This is a genomic window from Aeromonas sp. INTO2 (assembly GCF_049860605.1).
Taxonomy (GTDB): Bacteria; Pseudomonadota; Gammaproteobacteria; order Enterobacterales; family Aeromonadaceae; genus Aeromonas; species Aeromonas caviae.
Genome location: NZ_CP187588.1, coordinates 3,171,018 through 3,186,090, shown reverse-complemented (window position 1 = coordinate 3,186,090; position 15,073 = coordinate 3,171,018). Strand labels below are relative to the sequence as shown.

The following is a 15,073-nucleotide window of genomic DNA, read 5'->3' as shown; positions in this document are numbered from 1 at the left end:
CCCGCCGGATTCAAGGAAGAGAGACATGACTGACAAAGAGCAACAGTGGGTGACAGAGGACGGCATGGGCCTGCTCGGTCGCCAGAACAGTGGTTCCGCCGAAAAGACCGCAAAACAGCGGCTGCTGGTGGTGGGCAACGGCATGGTGGGTCACCACTTCGTCGAACAGCTGGTGGCGGCCGGTGGCCTGAGCCGGTTCGAGGTGACGGTATTTGGCGCCGAGCCGGACCCCGCCTACGACAGGGTGCACCTCTCCGAGGTATTCGGCGGCAAGGCGCCCCAGGCCCTGCGCATGGCGGATCCCGCCTGGTATGAAGAGCACGGCATTGCGCTGCGACTGGGGGCCGAGGTGGAGGTGCTCGACCGGGCGGCCCGCACCCTGACGCTGGCCAACGGCGAGCAGTTCCCTTACGACCGTCTGGTGCTGGCGACCGGCTCTGTCCCCTTCGTGCCCCCCATCCCCGGTCATCAGCGGGAGGGTTGCTTCGTCTATCGCACCCTGGGAGATCTTGCCGCCATCCGCGATGCCTGCGCCCAGGCCCGCAGCGGCGTGGTCATCGGCGGCGGCCTGCTGGGGCTGGAGGCGGCCAACGCCCTGCGCCTGCTCGGGCTCAAGACCCAGGTGGTGGAGTTCGCCCCAAGGCTGATGCCGGTACAGCTCGACGAGAGCGGCGGCGCCGTGCTGCGGGACAAGATCCAGGCCCTCGGGGTCGAGGTGCTGGTGGAGAAAGCCACCGAGTGCATCGAGCAGGGGGAGCAGGCCCGTCATCGCCTGCGTTTCAAGGACGGCACTCACATTGAGACCGACGTGCTGCTGTTTTCGGCGGGGATCCGCCCCGCCGATACCCTGGCCCGGCAATCCGGGCTGGAGGTCGGGGAGCGCGGCGGCATCTGCATCGACGACGGCTGCCACAGTTCGGATCCCGCCATCCTCGCCATCGGCGAGTGCGCGCTCTGGCAGGGCCGCATCTTCGGCCTGGTGGCCCCCGGCTACCAGATGGCCCGGGCCGCCGTGGCCAGCCTGTGTGGCGGCGAGACCCGCTTTATCGGGGCCGACATGTCCACCAAGCTCAAGCTGATGGGGGTGGACGTGGGCTCCATCGGCGATGCCCACGCCAGCACCGCCGGCGCCCAGGAGCTGCTGCTGCTGGACAGGGTCAACGGCATCTACAAGAAGCTGGTGACCGACGGCGAGGGCAATCGCCTGCTCGGCGCCATCCTGGTGGGGGACGGGGCCGATTACGAGCGGCTGCTGCAGTACTACCAGAACGGGGTGGCGCTGCCCCAGCCGCCGCTCTCCCTGCTGGTGGGGGAGGCAGGGACCGCTCCCGCGCCCCTAGTGCTGCCGGACAGCGCCATCCTCTGCTCCTGCCACAACGTGAGCAAAGGGGACGTGGTGGCCGCCGTTCGGGCGGGCAATCACGAGCTCTCGGCGGTGAAGAGCTGCACCAAAGCGGGCACCGGCTGCGGCGGTTGCAGCAACCTGCTCAAGCAGGTGGTGGATCAGACCCTGGCGGACCTTGGCGTCGAGGCGGACAAGGGGTTGTGCGAGCACTTCGCCTACGGCCGCCAGGAGCTCTATCACCTGGCCCGGGTCGGCGAGCTGAAGAGCTTCGAGGCGCTGCGGGACAAGCATGGCCAGGGGCTGGGGTGCGACATCTGCAAGCCGACGGTGGCCTCCATACTGGCGTCGCTCTGGAACGAGCACGTGCTGGAGAAGCCCCACCGCGCGTTGCAGGATACCAACGACGCCTTCCTTGCGAACCTGCAAAAGGACGGCACCTATTCGGTGGTGCCGCGCATCCCGGGGGGGGAGATCACCCCGGAGGGGCTCATCACCATAGGGGAGGTGGCGCGCAAGTACGGCCTCTACACCAAGATCACCGGCGGCCAGCGCATCGATCTCTTCGGCGCCCGGGTCGACCAGCTGCCCGCCATCTGGGGCGAGCTGGTGGCGGCGGGCTTCGAGACCGGTCAGGCCTACGGCAAGTCGGTGCGCACCGTGAAGTCCTGCGTGGGCTCCACCTGGTGTCGTTACGGGGTGCAGGACTCCATGACCCTGACCCAGACCCTGGAGCACCGCTACAAGGGGCTGCGGGCCCCCCACAAGCTGAAGTTTGCGGTCTCAGGCTGCACCCGGGAGTGCGCCGAGGCCCAGAGCAAGGACATCGGCGTCATCGCCACCGAGCGGGGCTGGAACCTCTATGTGTGTGGCAACGGCGGCATGCGGCCGCGCCACGCCGACCTGTTCGCCACGGATCTCGACGAGCAGACCCTGATCCGCTACATCGACCGGCTGCTGATGTTCTACGTGCGCACCGGGGACAGGCTGCAACGTACCTCGGTCTGGATGGAGAACATGGAAGGGGGGCTCGACTATCTCAGGTCGGTGATCATCGAGGACAGGCTCGGCATCGGTGGCGAGCTGGAGGCCATGATGGAGGGGATAGTCGGCACCTGGCAGTGCGAGTGGAAGAGCACATTGGCGGATCCGGACAAGCTCAAGCTGTTCGAGGCCTTCGTCAACCGGCCCGAGGACGAGACGCCGCCGCGCCGTGAGGAGCGGGGGCAATGGGTGCCGGATATCGCTGTCAAGGAGGTGGTATGAGCGGGGGCAACGGGTTGCACGCCCGCCATCAGTATCAAGGAGGTGGTATGAAGGATGACAAGGACGGTACACAGCTCTGCGGGCAGTGGCACCGGGTGTGCGAGCTGGCGGCGCTGCCGGAGCAGGCCGGGCGCAGCGCCTGGCTGGAGGGGCGGGTGCTGGCGCTGTTTCGCCTCGGGGAGCATGTCTATGCCCTGGACGGGGTGGACCCCCTGGCCGGCGTCGCCGTGCTGGGGCGTGGCCTGGTGGGGGATGCCGGTGGGGAGCCCGTGGTGGCCTCGCCGCTGTACAAGCAGCGCTACGCCCTGATGGACGGTCGCTGTCTGGACGATCCTGCCCTGAGCGTCGCCTGCTGGCCGGTGCGGCTGGAGGGGAGCGAGGTCTGGGTACAGCTGGGGTGAGTGGCCCATCTGAAAACCATGTTGTGATCGCCGGGCACTGCCCGGTGATTTTTTGTGCGCGACCCGACATTTCTTGTACGAGAGGATGGCGGGAAAACGTTTTTCGGAAATAATGGACAAACGTTTGCAACTGGATGTTTGTCTATGACGGAACGTGAGCAAGAGATCCTCGCCCTGCTGCGCCAGGATCCCATGATTGCCCAGCAGGAGCTGGCGGACAGGCTCGGCATCAGCCGTTCCGCGCTGGCGAGCCACATCTCCAGCCTGATGCGCCAGGGCTATGTGCAGGGGCGCGGCTATGTGCTGCGCGAAGGCCCCTACGCCGTGGTGATAGGCGGCGCCAACATGGATATCTGTGGCTGCAGCCACGACAACCTGCGCATCGGCGACTCCAACCCGGGCCGGGTACGCACCTCCGCCGGCGGGGTAGGGCGCAACATCGCCGAGAACCTGGCGCGCCTTGGCACCGACACCCGGCTGCTGACCGCGGTGGGCAACGATCAGTACGGCCATCATCTGCTGGAGGTGAGCCAGCGCGCCGGGGTCGATGTGCGCCAGGTGCTGGTACTGGAGGGTCAGTCGACCTCCTGCTACCTCAGCCTGCACGATGGCAGCGGCGAGATGAGCTGCGCCGTCAACGACATGGGGATCATCGACCAGCTCACCCCGGCCCGGCTCGCACCCTTGAGCGGTTTTCTCGGCGCGGCCCGGCTCTGGGTGCTCGACACCAACCTCGCCACCCACACCCTGGACTGGCTGTTCGAGCGCCAGGGGGAGCACATCATCTTCGTGGACACCGTGTCGGTGGCCAAGGTGGAGAAGATCCGCCCCTGGCTGCACCGCATCCACACCCTCAAACCCAATCGCACCGAGGCGGAGCAGCTGTGCGGCTTCACCATCGGCGGGCCCGACACCTGGCCCATGGCGGCGGCCTGGTTCCACCGCGCCGGGGTGCAGCGGCTCTTCCTGAGCCTCGGCGATCAGGGGATCTTCTATAGCGACGGGGCCTGCCAGGGCCATCTGCCCGTGCTCGGCAGCCCGGTCGTCAACGTGACCGGCGGCGGCGATGCCTTCATGGCAGGGCTGGCCCACGCCTGGTTGCAGGAGCAGGGCATCATGGAGACAACCCGGTTCGCCCTCGGTTGCGCCGCCCTCACCGTCAATTGTTCCGATACCGTCTTTTCCGGCCTATCCAAGGCCGCCGTTGAACGCATGCTGGAGGAGTACCCATGTTGAACGCTTACCTCGATATCCAACCTGAAGTTGCCGCCGCGCTGGCTGCCGGCAAGCCGGTGGTGGCCCTGGAGTCCACCATCATCTCCCACGGCATGCCCTATCCGCAGAACGTGGAGACGGCGCGCCAGGTGGAGCAGGTGGTGCGGGACAACGGCGCCGTGCCGGCCACCATCGCCATCATCGACGGCCGCCTCAAGGTGGGGCTGGATGCGGGGGCGCTGGAGGCGCTGGGCCGGGCCGGTCATGCCGCCACCAAGTGCAGTCGCCGCGACATTCCCTTCGTGCTGGCGAACAAGGGGCTGGGGGCGACCACGGTGGCCTCCACCATGATAGTGGCCGCCATGGCCGGGATCCGGGTGTTCGCCACCGGCGGCATCGGCGGCGTGCATCGCGGCGCCCAGGAGACCTTCGACATCTCGGCCGACTTGCAGGAATTTGCCCAGACCCCGGTGGCCGTGGTCTGCGCCGGCGCCAAGTCGATCCTCGACATCGGTCTGACCCTGGAGTACCTGGAGACTCAGGGGGTGCCGGTGATCGGCTACCAGACCGAGGATCTGCCCGCCTTCTACACCCGGGAGAGCGGCTTCAAGGTGGATTACCGCCTGGAGAGCCCGGCGGCCATCGCCGAGGCGCTGCGTCTGAAGTGGGAGCTGGGGCTGGCCGGGGGCGCCGTGGTGGCCAACCCGATCCCGACCCAGTTTGCCATGCCTAAGGCCGACATCGACGCCGCCATTGCCCAGGCACTGCGAGAGGCGGACGAGCAGGGAGTGAAGGGCAAGGAGTCCACCCCCTTCCTGCTGGCCCGGGTGTGCGAACTGACCGGCGGCAACTCCCTGGCGGCCAATATCCAGCTGGTGCTGAACAACGCCGCGCTGGGGGCGCGCATCGCTGCCAGCCTGTAAACACCTTTGCGAAAGATGCAAAAGAGGGCCAACAGGCCCTCTTTTTATTGCGTGAATCGGTGAGATAACTCACCTTATTCCAGCACCAGTCGCCCGTTGAGAGGTTGGACGGGGCGGTTGTTGGGGTGGTGCATCACCGCCTTGAAGGCATCGATCTGGGCCTGGCTGGCCTGGACCGGCTCCTTCATCACCAGCCAGCGCACTCCTTCCGAGCAGGGTGGGGTGGTCAGGGACCCGCTGAAGCGGTAGTAGTCGTGCTGGGCGGGCAGCAGTTGCTCTGCCGAGATGGGTTCCTTGAAGGCATGGATCTCCCCCGCCTTGGCTGGCAACACCTGCCAGGCCTGGCTCAGGGCCCCATTGGCCTGGCCCGGCTCGAACATTACCGCCACCACCGTCAGCTCCCCCTTGTCATTGGCATGGACCAGGTGACCCTCCAGGGGGTAGGACCTGCCTTCGATGAGGTTTTCGCTGGGGGCGTGGAAGTGGAACTGCTTGAGCTCGAAGTGCATGCCGTCGAGCTCAAGGGTGCTGCCGGGGGCATAGTTGACCTGCACCGTGTGGCCGTTGTTGACCAGCGTCTTGCCACCCGCCTGATAGTGGAACTGCAGGGGGGCCAGATCGGCCTTCACCAGACCCGAGAGGTTGACCGGCGACTGGTTGCTGCCGGCACACTGGCCATATTCCGGGGTCAGGCTGGCCCATTTCGCCGGGCCGGCCTCGCCGCTGTATTCCCAGTGTGTGGTGGCGGCAAAGGCGGCAGGGCAGAGCAGCAGGGCGCCAGCCAGCAGGGACTTTTTCATCATGCATCCTTATCCTGATTGAAAAGCACGACCATTCCAGGCCTTCCGGCAGGAAGGCCTCATCAATGGCATCGTTGGAAACGCAGGGTACGCGGTGCCAGACCGGATTAATTGTTATGAAAGGTCTGTCGTCATCGTTATTTGAAGCGTGGCATGAGGCGGCGCCATGATGTATTCCGGCAACGGGGCCCGCTTATTCATGGAGGAGAAATCCTGCGGGCATTTTCGCAATGAACGGCCCCCTTTCATGGCGCCCCAAATAGATGACGGGCTGATTCTAGAGGGCTTTTCATGGCTCCGTTTGATCTCGAGCAAACAAGCGCGGACTAATTATCGGGCTTGAGGATCCCTTATTTCGCTGGGATTTTTTCGATATTCCCTGACCCGGTCAGGGGCGTGCGTGGCGGGAGCCGGGCGCTGTGCTGACAGAGTGCCTCGGTGTTGACCCCTTATCCCTCTGATAGTGCTGGAGAAATTCCCCCCTCAGCACAGTGACGGCGGGATGACAATCCCCCGGTTGGCGGCGCCTTGTTTGCGGTTTTGCCGTCCTCTTCACATTTCCGGATTGCTCGCTATTTGTGCGATTGCCTTGCTCATCCGACCTGGTGTCAAATCACTCCGCCTAACACAAGTAGTGGCATAATAATGAATAATATCAATAAATTAGTTCTGGCTATCGGATTCACTCTCACCACTTTCCCGAGCCTGGCGGCGGGATTCCAGTGCGGGGAGCACGTCACCCTGGGGGTACCCGGTCAATCCAGTCAGCTGTTGTGCCGGGAGGGCTATGCCGCCGGGTACAACTACGACACCAAGGTCTCTGACTGGGTCTCTTACCGGATGACGGCCGCCAGCGCCCAGGGTCAGGTGCCGCGCAAAGATGCCTTCGCCGAGGACAAGGAGGTGCCGGTGCAGTTTCGCGCCACCCTGTCGGACTACAAGGGCTCGGGCTATGACCGCGGCCACCAGGCACCGGCGGCGGACATGCGCTCCACCGCCAACACCATGAAGCAGAGCTTCCTGCTGACCAACATGACCCCGCAACTGCCGGCGCTCAACCAAGGGGCCTGGCGCATCCTGGAGGAGAAGACCCGGCAATGGGCCATCACCTACAAGAGCGTGCAGGTGATCACCGGCCCCATCTTCACCCACTCCGATGGCGCCATCGGCAACGGCGTGACCGTGCCCCACGCCTACTACCGGGTGGTGATGGATCTGGCGGGCAAGCGGGCCATCGCCTTCATCCTGCCGCAAGAGAACGTCTCGGCCAGTCGGCTGGCGGACTATGTGGTGACGGTGGATGAGGTGGAGGAGCAGACCGGACTCGACTTCTTCACCGAGCTGCCGGATGAGCAGGAAGAGGCCATGGAGTCGCGGCTGTCAGCCATGTGGGGCGGTTAGCGCGTCCGGCAGGGGTAACGGGGGCCCAGGCCCCCGTTACCCACACGGGCCTCCGGCCATTGTCATGGCCCCTGGTACAGGGCCAGTACAGCTTGGGTCTGGCATCGGGCCCTTATCATGACTCCTTTTTTCAGGAGGCATCATGTCAGCGCTGTTTTCCCTTTACTCCTTGTCCACTTTTGCTCGCGCGTTGCGCATCTGCGTACCCATGGCGCTGCTGGGGGCTGCTGTTCCCCCCGCCATGGCCGACGAGGATATCCGCTTGGGGCAGACCATTCTGCTCGGGGTCGGCGATCATCCCGCCATCATTCCCATGCTCGCCTGCCGACCGACCAAATCCATCATGGTCAAGGCAGGGCGGGAGTTGACCCTGGAGCGGGTCAAGGTGTTCTACGGCAACGATCGCAGCAAGACCCTCTATTTCGACAAGGTGTTGAAAGAGGATCAGGAGTCGGGGTGGCAATCCCTCGGCAGCCGACTCTGCATCAAGCGCATCGAGGTGTACGGCAATTCGGAAGGGAGCAGGGCGGGGGTCAAGGTGTACGGGCGCAAATGAGCAAAGGGCGGGGGAAATCCCCGCCCAGTGCTTATTTCTTCGGGCGGAACGGTTTGATGATGGCCTCGTCGCACTCGAGATAGGGCCCTTCCATCAGGTCGATGCAGTAGGGAATGGCAGGGAAGACCGCATCCAGGCACTCGCGGATCGATTTGGGCTTGCCCGGCAGGTTGACGATGAGCGAGCTGCCGCGCAGGCCGGCGGTCTGGCGCGACAGGATGGCGGTCGGCACGAACTTGAGGGACTCGGCCCGCATCAGCTCGCCAAAGCCCGGCATCATGCGATCGCACACCGCCTCGGTGGCCTCCGGGGTCACATCCCGCCTGGCCGGCCCGGTGCCCCCCGTGGTAACGACAAGGCAGCACTGCTCATCGTCCACCAGCCGAACCAGGGTCGCCTCAATCTGATCCTGCTCGTCGGGGATCACCTGATAGACGGGCTCCCATTCCGAGGTCAGGTAGGCGTTCAGGGTGTCGATGATGGCCTTGCCGGAGAGATCTTCGTAGATGCCTGCACTGGCGCGATCGCTGACGGTGACGATACCGATTCTTGCCTTGCTCATGGTCTACCCTTGGTTGCCGCAATAAAGTGGTAAATAAAATAACATAATCAGTGAGATATGTTAAACCGCCGGATGAGGCAAGGGGAGGGCATTGAGCCTGGGGGAGAGTCGAATGAAAAACAATTTTGAGAAAAGTCCGTTAATAAGGAATAAGGCCGATAAAAATGACGCTGAAATTTTATAAAAAAACTGACGCAGGCCGGATTCGGTTAATTTCATGAATCATAAGGAATAAATGATTTTTTCCGCCAACGATGCGCAATTCGTGCCAAAAACCGGACTCCTGTGGCTCGGCGGTGAATGGCCCAAAATCGCCACCATCCTATATAACCTTCCCTAGGGACAGTGAAATAGTGATGTGCCCGGCGTCGTTCCATTCCATGGGCGAGGTCCGGCCAGGAGGGTATATGGAGCTGCCTGATTTCGATACCCTGAAGTACTGGGCGCTGGCCGAGCCGGAGCGACTCGACGCGCTGCTGCACCAGCAGATAGAGACCCTGATCGCCCAGGTGGGGCCAGAGCGGCAACGTCGGTTGCGAGGTCTGCAATTTCGCATCGACTGCCAGCGCCGCCTGGCAAGAAACAACCTCGACAGCTGCATCCGGATAGCCAACATGATGCATGACTCCGTCTACGCCATGCGCCAGCACATTCTGGATCTGCAGAACGAATCTTGTCAGGAAATGGCAGAGCCCCCGCTGCCGGATAATGTGATAGCGTTTTCCAGTTATCTGAAACGGAAATAATTCACGGCCCTGTTCAAGATATAAAAAAACAGGGTATTTATTAATTTGTTTCACCCCTTCTCAAACAAGTTGTTAAGCAAGTTGGGTGAATTGTTTTTTATTTGCTGCAAATATTCCCCGGGCGGCTGAATAATAGTGACCAGTGCCCGCAGTCCGATAGAGATGGATGAAGGTGTATTTATTTTGGGGTAATATCCAGACACATTTCATCTTGCTATGACTCAAAGGGATCATGAGAAGCATCACACCAGGAAGGGTGCTGTCGCGAGAGCAGCAAACGGAGATCACCCGGATCATCGTCAAGGCGGGCCAGATGCTGGCCCAGTTTGGGGCGGAGAGCCGCATCATCGAGCAGACCACGGTCCGCCTGGGCATGGCGCTCGGGCTGGAGAGCGTCGAGATGGCCATCTCTTCCAGCGCCATCGTCCTCACCAGCCTCTACCAGGGCAGTTGCGTCACCACCACCCGCCGGGTGCGGGAGCACGGCATCAACATGCAGGTGGTGTGCGAAATCCAGCGCATCTGCATCATGACGGAAAAGTCGCTTATCGGCGCGCGCGAGGTACGTCAGCGCCTCGAGGCCATCACGCCGTTCCACTATCACCCCTGGCTGGTGGTGCCCATGGTGGGGCTCTCCTGCGGTGCCTTCTGCCTGCTGTTTGGCGGTGACTGGCCCATCTTCCTGGTGACCTGCTGCTCGGCCTCGGTCGCCATGCGGGTGCGCCAGCTCATTGCCCGCCATCACCACAGCCCCCTCATCAACTTTGCCGCCACCGGGTTTATCGCCACCCTGCTCGCTTCCAGCGCCACCTTCTTCGGCTGGGGCGAACAACCCTATCTCGCCATGGCCGCCAGCGTGTTGCTGCTGGTGCCGGGGTTCCCGCTCATCAATGCGGTCTCCGACATGGTGAAGGGTTACTTCAACATGGGGCTGGCCCGCTGGGGCACGGCGACACTGCTGACCATCAGCGCAGCCATAGGGATCATTCTCGCCATGTCGGTGACCGGTATCTGGGGGTGGAAAGTATGATGGAACTGCTCTGGCTGCTGGCCAAGGATGCCTTCTGGTCGGCCATTCCGGCGGTGGGCTTTGCCATGCTGTTCAACGTGCCGCCACGGATGCTCAAATATTGCGCCATGGGGGGCGCGTTGGCCCACAGCCTGCGTACCCTGCTCATCCACTACGGCATGCCCATCGAGTGGGCCACCCTGGCAGCGGCGACCACGGTCGGCTTTGTCTGTGTCTACTGGTCGCGCCGCCTGCTGGCACCGCGCCCTGTGTTCAGCGTTGCCTCCATCATCCCCATGATCCCGGGCAGCTATGCGTTCAAGACCATGATCGCCATCGTGGAGCTCAATATCTCCGGGGTGACCATGGAGCTGCTTCAGAGCGCGGTGGAGAACGGCCTCAAGGCGCTGTTTATCGTGGGGGCCCTGAGTTTCGGTTTGGCGATCCCCTCTCTGGTCGTGTACCGTAACCGCCCCATTATCTGACGACGGTGCGAGAGGTTGACCCCATGATGATTTCCATGATTGCCGCCATGGCCCACGATCGGGTGATAGGGCTGGACAACCAGATGCCTTGGCACCTGCCGGCGGATCTGGCCCACTTCAAGCGGGTCACTCTGGGCAAGCCGGTGCTGATGGGGCGCAAGACCTTTGAATCCATCGGACGACCGCTGCCCGGCCGTCGCAATCTGGTGATCAGCCGCAACCCCGACTACCGGGCCGACGGCGTGGAGGTTATCGACTCGGTGGAGGCCGCACTGGCCCTGCTGGCGGATAGTGACGTCGCGGAGCTGATGGTGATCGGGGGCGGTCATCTCTACGGCCAGCTGCTGCCACGGGCCGACAGGCTCTATCTGACCCGTATCGATCTGGCGGTGGAAGGGGATACCCGCTTCCCGGCCTTCGATGAGAACGACTGGTCGTGCATCGAGCGCGAGTTACATCAGCCTGACGAGAAGAACCCCCATCCCTACTGTTTCGAGACCTGGCAGCGGCGCTGAGCCCTCTGATGCCATGAAGAGCCCCTTGCGACAGCCGGGGGCTTTTTTGTGCCCTGTTACTGCAAAGAGAAGGGGGCTGAACCGGCATGGCTGAAGGTGCCTGAAGCAATATCCGGAATGCGTGACATTAAAATGATTAGTTATGTAATGAATAGGCCATTAATCGCTCCGATGGGGGCCATCCTCCCCACCCTCTCTTTTCGCCTGCTGCTAACGCCTTTTAATCATTAATGAAATGTGCTGAAAGTGCATCGATACTGTGGCGGCCCTGTCTGTTATAGGCGTTTTTATCGTGATTTAATGGATTTTTATGAATGAAAATAACCAATAAAAATCAATGAGTTAAATTTAACCTTTCCAGATTGGCTTCAATTGGTTCTTTTATTTGGGTGTGAAATTACTTAGTGTTAAAAGTAGTTGGCTCACGTTCGACGGTTTGCCAGGCAAGGCGTCGGCCAAGAAAAAAGGACAATATGACAGTCAAACTCGAGGTCAAATCCCTCTACAAAATCTTCGGCGATCAGCCGGATAAAGCGTTCAAATTGCTGGCGAAAGGGCATGATCGCGCCAGTATCCTGAAAAAGACCGGACAGACCCTGGGGGTCCAGGATGTCAATCTGTCCATCAACGAAGGGGAGATCTTCGTGGTGATGGGCCTCTCCGGTTCGGGCAAGTCCACCTTGGTGCGTCTCTTCAACCGGCTGATCGAGCCGACCCGCGGCCAGGTGCTGATCGATGGCGAGGACATCGCCGCCATCTCGGAGCGCGAGCTGCGCCGGGTGCGCCGCAAGAAGATCAGCATGGTATTCCAGTCTTTCGCCCTGATGCCGCACCTGAGTGTGCTGGAAAATACCGCCTTCGGGCTGGAGCTGGCCGGTGTACCGCTGGCGGAGCGCCAGCAGAGCGCCCGTCAGGCGCTCCATCAGGTGGGGCTGGGACAGTGGATAGAGGCTTATCCGGATGCCCTCTCCGGCGGCATGAAGCAGCGGGTCGGGCTGGCCCGGGCCCTTGCCAATGACCCCGACATCCTGCTGATGGACGAAGCTTTCTCCGCGCTGGATCCCCTGATCCGCACCGAGATGCAGGATGAGCTGCTCAAGCTGCAGGCCAGCCAGCAGCGCACCATCGTCTTCATCTCCCACGATCTGGACGAGGCGATGCGCATCGGCGATCGCATCGCCATCATGCAGGATGGCCAGCTGGTGCAGGTGGGCACCCCGGACGAGATCCTGAACCAGCCCGCCAACGACTATGTGCGCGCCTTCTTTCGCGGTGTGGATCTGGCCCATGTGTTCAGCGCCCGCGATGTGGCCAGCCGCAAGCAGGTGCCCCTCATCAAGAAACACACCACCGACGGGCCGGGCAACGCCCTGCGCCAGCTCAAGGAGCTTGAGCGGGAGTTCGGGTACGTGGTGGATCGCAGCCGCCGCTTCCTCGGGGTCGTCTCGGTGGAGTCGCTCGGTCAGGCGGTCAGGGCCAAAGGCAGCCTGGAGCAGGCGCTGCTGGGGGACATTCAGCCCATTCTGGCGGACACCGCCCTCAATGAACTGATCAGCCAGGTGGCGGCCGCCCCCTGTCAGGTGCCCGTGGTCGAGGAGGATGGCACTTACCTCGGCCTCATCTCCAAGGCCAATCTGCTCAATACCCTGGACAGGAGTACCCCGGCATGAAGCTGATGAATCCCCATTTCTTGCTGAGCGGGCTGCTGGCCCTGGTGCTGCTGGCGAGCCCTTCCCTGCGGGCCGATGAGGTGGCGGCAGACCCCTGGAGCGCGCCTGCGTCCGCCGAGGTGTCCGATCCCTGGGGCAGTACCGACACCCAGGCTACCGACTGGCAGAACCAGATCGAAGCCGCCGACACCACAACCGCCATCGACTGGCTGGATCCCTTCCAGCAGGCGATGGTGCCGCTGGATACCTGGGTGGAAGGGGGCATCGGCTGGCTGGTGGAGAACCTGCGGCCGCTGTTCCAGCTGATCCGCGCACCGGTGGAGCTGACCCTGAACGCCATGACCCATCTGCTGCAGACGGTGCCCTCCACCCTGATGATGGGGCTCCTGGCCCTGCTTGCCTGGCAACTGGTGAACGGCCGCATGGCGCTCGGCACGCTCGTATCTCTTGTGGGGATCGGGCTCATCGGGGCCTGGTCCGATGCCATGGTGACCCTGTCCCTGGTGCTGACCTCGCTGTTCTTCTGTGTGCTGCTGGGGTTGCCCACCGGCATCCTGCTTGCCCGCAGCGAGCGGCTCTCCACCTGGACCCGGCCGCTGCTGGATGCCATGCAGACCACCCCGGCGTTCGTCTACCTCATCCCCATCGTGATGCTGTTTGGCATCGGCAACGTGCCCGGGGTGGTGGTGACCGTCATCTTCGCCCTGCCGCCCATGATCCGGCTCACCATGCTGGGTATTCGCCAGGTGCCCACGGATCTGGTGGAGGCGGCCCACTCGTTCGGTGCCAGCCCCTCCCAGTTGCTGTTCAAGGTACAGCTGCCGCTCGCCATGCCCACCATCATGGCCGGGGTCAACCAGACCCTGATGCTGGCGCTCTCCATGGTGGTGATCGCCTCCATGATCGCGGTGGGGGGCCTCGGCCAGATGGTGCTGCGCGGCATCGGCCGGCTCGACATGGGGCTCGCCTCCATCGGCGGCCTCGGCATCGTGCTGCTGGCCATCGTGCTCGACCGCCTCACCCAGGCGATGGGGCAACCGGATCGCACCCGTACCGGCCGCTGGTATCAGCATGGCCCCGCCGCCCTGCTGCTGCGCCTGGCCGGCCGTGACAAGAAAATCGATTACAAAGGAGTAAACGCATGAGACCGATCACCAAAGGATTGACCCTGGGCACATTGCTGCTGAGTGCCCAACTGCTGAGCCCGCTCGTCATGGCCAGCGCCGAGTTGCCGGGGGAGGGGGTTCGCGTTCAGCCCCTGCAGAGCTCCTTGCCGGAAGAGGCCTTCCAGAGCCTGCTGGTGAGCAAGCTGATGGCGCGTCTGGGTTACGATGTCCAGCCCGCCCAGGAGGTGGACTACAACGTGGCTTATGCCTCGGTGGCCCAGGGAGACGGTACCTTCCTCGCGTTCAACTGGGTGCCGCTGCAGGACAACAAGTACGAGCAGGCGGGAGGCGACAAGGTGTTCTTCCGTGAGGGCACCTATGTGGCCGGTGCCGCCCAGGGGTACCTCATCGACAAGAAGACCGCGACCCAATACGGCATCACCAACCTGGGCCAGCTCAAGGATCCCGAGGTGGCGGCGCTGTTTGACGGGGATGGCGACGGCAAGGCCGACCTCATCGGCTGCAACCCCGGCTGGGGCTGCGAGGGGGCGATCAACCATCACCTCGACGCCTTTGGTCTGACCCCCACGGTGGCCCACAAACAGGGCAACTACGCGGCGCTGATCGCCGATACCCTGGCTCGCTACCAGGCCGGCAAGCCGGTGCTCTATTACACCTGGACCCCCTACTGGCTCAGCAGCGAACTGGTGCCGGGCAAGGATGTGGTGTGGCTGGAAGTCCCCGCCGACGCCCCGGATGCGGCCAAGACCCGTTTGCCGAACGGCAAGAACTACGGCTTTGCGGTGAACACCATGCACATCGTTGCCAACAAGCGGTTTGCCGAGGCCAATCCGGCCGCCGCCAAGCTCTTCTCCATCGTCAAGCTGCCGCTCAATGACATCAACGTGCAGAACGGCCTGATGAACAAGGGGCAGAACAAGCCGGCGGACGTGGAGCGTCATGCCGACGCCTGGCTCAAGGGTCACGAGGCGCTGGTGAACGACTGGCTGGATCAGGCGCGCGCCGCCGCCATGTAATGAAGGGCGGTACATCACCCTTTTGCGCAAAGAAAAACG

The 15,073-nt window shown here is 63.0% G+C and carries 15 protein-coding genes; 13 read left to right on the top strand and 2 right to left on the bottom strand.

Going from position 1 to position 15,073, the window contains the following annotated elements; genetic code table 11:
• The first annotated feature begins 25 nt into the window (after positions 1-25).
• From nirB to ACPW74_RS14985, 4 genes are all read left to right on the top strand, one after another.
• Complete coding sequence (nirB, locus tag ACPW74_RS15000; protein WP_425858289.1) at positions 26-2,608, top strand: nitrite reductase large subunit NirB; 2,583 nt, start codon at positions 26-28, stop codon at positions 2,606-2,608.
• 47 nt (positions 2,609-2,655) lie between these two features.
• Entirely contained in the window at positions 2,656-3,009 is a 354-nt protein-coding gene (gene nirD, locus ACPW74_RS14995) for a nitrite reductase small subunit NirD (protein WP_049636597.1), read from the top strand.
• A gap of 144 nt (positions 3,010-3,153) precedes the next feature.
• The gene (locus ACPW74_RS14990) at positions 3,154-4,245 is read left to right on the top strand and encodes a PfkB family carbohydrate kinase (protein WP_049636576.1); all 1,092 of its coding nucleotides are present in this window, start codon (positions 3,154-3,156) and stop codon (positions 4,243-4,245) included.
• The gene (locus tag ACPW74_RS14985) at positions 4,239-5,147 is read left to right on the top strand and encodes a pseudouridine-5'-phosphate glycosidase (protein ID WP_425858287.1); all 909 of its coding nucleotides are present in this window, start codon (positions 4,239-4,241) and stop codon (positions 5,145-5,147) included. Before ACPW74_RS14990 ends, ACPW74_RS14985 begins: the two co-directional genes overlap by 7 nt.
• Before the next feature lie 74 nt (positions 5,148-5,221).
• Here ACPW74_RS14985 and ACPW74_RS14980 read toward each other — a convergent pair whose 3' ends face one another.
• On the bottom strand, positions 5,222-5,947 hold the full coding sequence (locus ACPW74_RS14980) for a carbonic anhydrase (RefSeq protein ID WP_223924724.1): 726 nt from the start codon (positions 5,945-5,947) through the stop codon (positions 5,222-5,224).
• A gap of 645 nt (positions 5,948-6,592) precedes the next feature.
• Here ACPW74_RS14980 and ACPW74_RS14975 point away from each other — a divergent pair.
• On the top strand, positions 6,593-7,348 hold the full coding sequence (locus ACPW74_RS14975; protein WP_010675443.1) for a DNA/RNA non-specific endonuclease: 756 nt from the start codon (positions 6,593-6,595) through the stop codon (positions 7,346-7,348).
• 208 nt (positions 7,349-7,556) lie between these two features.
• Complete coding sequence (locus ACPW74_RS14970; protein WP_103255340.1) at positions 7,557-7,904, top strand: DUF2541 family protein; 348 nt, start codon at positions 7,557-7,559, stop codon at positions 7,902-7,904.
• A 31-nt stretch (positions 7,905-7,935) separates the two neighbouring features.
• Here the strand turns inward: ACPW74_RS14970 and mog are convergent, their stop codons facing one another.
• Entirely contained in the window at positions 7,936-8,466 is a 531-nt protein-coding gene (gene mog, locus ACPW74_RS14965; protein ID WP_041212474.1) for a molybdopterin adenylyltransferase, read from the bottom strand.
• Between the two features lie 407 nt (positions 8,467-8,873).
• Between mog and ACPW74_RS14960 the strand changes: the two genes are divergently transcribed.
• The 7 genes from ACPW74_RS14960 to proX all read left to right on the top strand — a co-directional run bounded on the left by ACPW74_RS14960 (position 8,874) and on the right by proX (position 15,034).
• Positions 8,874-9,212: a DUF3135 domain-containing protein gene (locus tag ACPW74_RS14960; protein WP_010675440.1), complete on the top strand. Its 339-nt coding sequence runs from the start codon at positions 8,874-8,876 to the stop codon at positions 9,210-9,212.
• 232 nt (positions 9,213-9,444) lie between these two features.
• Positions 9,445-10,242, top strand: coding sequence for a threonine/serine ThrE exporter family protein (locus ACPW74_RS14955; RefSeq protein WP_050498274.1), 798 nt, complete (start codon positions 9,445-9,447; stop codon positions 10,240-10,242).
• Complete coding sequence (locus ACPW74_RS14950; protein WP_010675437.1) at positions 10,239-10,706, top strand: threonine/serine exporter family protein; 468 nt, start codon at positions 10,239-10,241, stop codon at positions 10,704-10,706. The genes ACPW74_RS14955 and ACPW74_RS14950 overlap by 4 nt, the downstream gene beginning before the upstream one ends.
• Before the next feature lie 23 nt (positions 10,707-10,729).
• Positions 10,730-11,221, top strand: a complete 492-nt coding sequence (gene folA, locus ACPW74_RS14945) for a type 3 dihydrofolate reductase (protein ID WP_104452412.1) — start codon at positions 10,730-10,732, stop codon at positions 11,219-11,221.
• Between the two features lie 473 nt (positions 11,222-11,694).
• Positions 11,695-12,891: a glycine betaine/L-proline ABC transporter ATP-binding protein ProV gene (gene proV / locus ACPW74_RS14940; protein WP_104452413.1), complete on the top strand. Its 1,197-nt coding sequence runs from the start codon at positions 11,695-11,697 to the stop codon at positions 12,889-12,891.
• Positions 12,888-14,036 carry a glycine betaine/L-proline ABC transporter permease ProW gene (gene proW, locus ACPW74_RS14935; protein ID WP_128342992.1) on the top strand — a complete coding sequence of 383 codons (1,149 nt, stop codon included), beginning with the start codon at positions 12,888-12,890 and terminating at the stop codon, positions 14,034-14,036. The genes proV and proW overlap by 4 nt, the downstream gene beginning before the upstream one ends.
• Entirely contained in the window at positions 14,033-15,034 is a 1,002-nt protein-coding gene (proX, locus tag ACPW74_RS14930) for a glycine betaine/L-proline ABC transporter substrate-binding protein ProX (RefSeq protein ID WP_223924723.1), read from the top strand. Before proW ends, proX begins: the two co-directional genes overlap by 4 nt.
• The last annotated feature ends 39 nt before the right edge of the window (positions 15,035-15,073 follow it).

What these genes read in the sequence shown, in the direction of transcription:
- proV (WP_104452413.1), top strand. Translation starts at nt 11,695, where the DNA reads ATGACAGTCAAACTCGAGGTCAAATCCCTCTACAAAATCTTCGGCGAT.
- nirB (WP_425858289.1), top strand. Translation starts at nt 26, where the DNA reads ATGACTGACAAAGAGCAACAGTGGGTGACAGAGGACGGCATGGGCCTG.
- mog (WP_041212474.1), bottom strand. Translation starts at nt 8,466, where the DNA reads ATGAGCAAGGCAAGAATCGGTATCGTCACCGTCAGCGATCGCGCCAGT.
- ACPW74_RS14985 (WP_425858287.1), top strand. Translation starts at nt 4,239, where the DNA reads ATGTTGAACGCTTACCTCGATATCCAACCTGAAGTTGCCGCCGCGCTG.
- proX (WP_223924723.1), top strand. Translation starts at nt 14,033, where the DNA reads ATGAGACCGATCACCAAAGGATTGACCCTGGGCACATTGCTGCTGAGT.
- ACPW74_RS14980 (WP_223924724.1), bottom strand. Translation starts at nt 5,947, where the DNA reads ATGAAAAAGTCCCTGCTGGCTGGCGCCCTGCTGCTCTGCCCTGCCGCC.
- ACPW74_RS14970 (WP_103255340.1), top strand. Translation starts at nt 7,557, where the DNA reads ATGGCGCTGCTGGGGGCTGCTGTTCCCCCCGCCATGGCCGACGAGGAT.
- nirD (WP_049636597.1), top strand. Translation starts at nt 2,656, where the DNA reads ATGAAGGATGACAAGGACGGTACACAGCTCTGCGGGCAGTGGCACCGG.
- ACPW74_RS14990 (WP_049636576.1), top strand. Translation starts at nt 3,154, where the DNA reads ATGACGGAACGTGAGCAAGAGATCCTCGCCCTGCTGCGCCAGGATCCC.
- ACPW74_RS14955 (WP_050498274.1), top strand. Translation starts at nt 9,445, where the DNA reads ATGAGAAGCATCACACCAGGAAGGGTGCTGTCGCGAGAGCAGCAAACG.
- folA (WP_104452412.1), top strand. Translation starts at nt 10,730, where the DNA reads ATGATGATTTCCATGATTGCCGCCATGGCCCACGATCGGGTGATAGGG.
- ACPW74_RS14960 (WP_010675440.1), top strand. Translation starts at nt 8,874, where the DNA reads ATGGAGCTGCCTGATTTCGATACCCTGAAGTACTGGGCGCTGGCCGAG.
- proW (WP_128342992.1), top strand. Translation starts at nt 12,888, where the DNA reads ATGAAGCTGATGAATCCCCATTTCTTGCTGAGCGGGCTGCTGGCCCTG.
- ACPW74_RS14950 (WP_010675437.1), top strand. Translation starts at nt 10,239, where the DNA reads ATGATGGAACTGCTCTGGCTGCTGGCCAAGGATGCCTTCTGGTCGGCC.
- ACPW74_RS14975 (WP_010675443.1), top strand. Translation starts at nt 6,593, where the DNA reads ATGAATAATATCAATAAATTAGTTCTGGCTATCGGATTCACTCTCACC.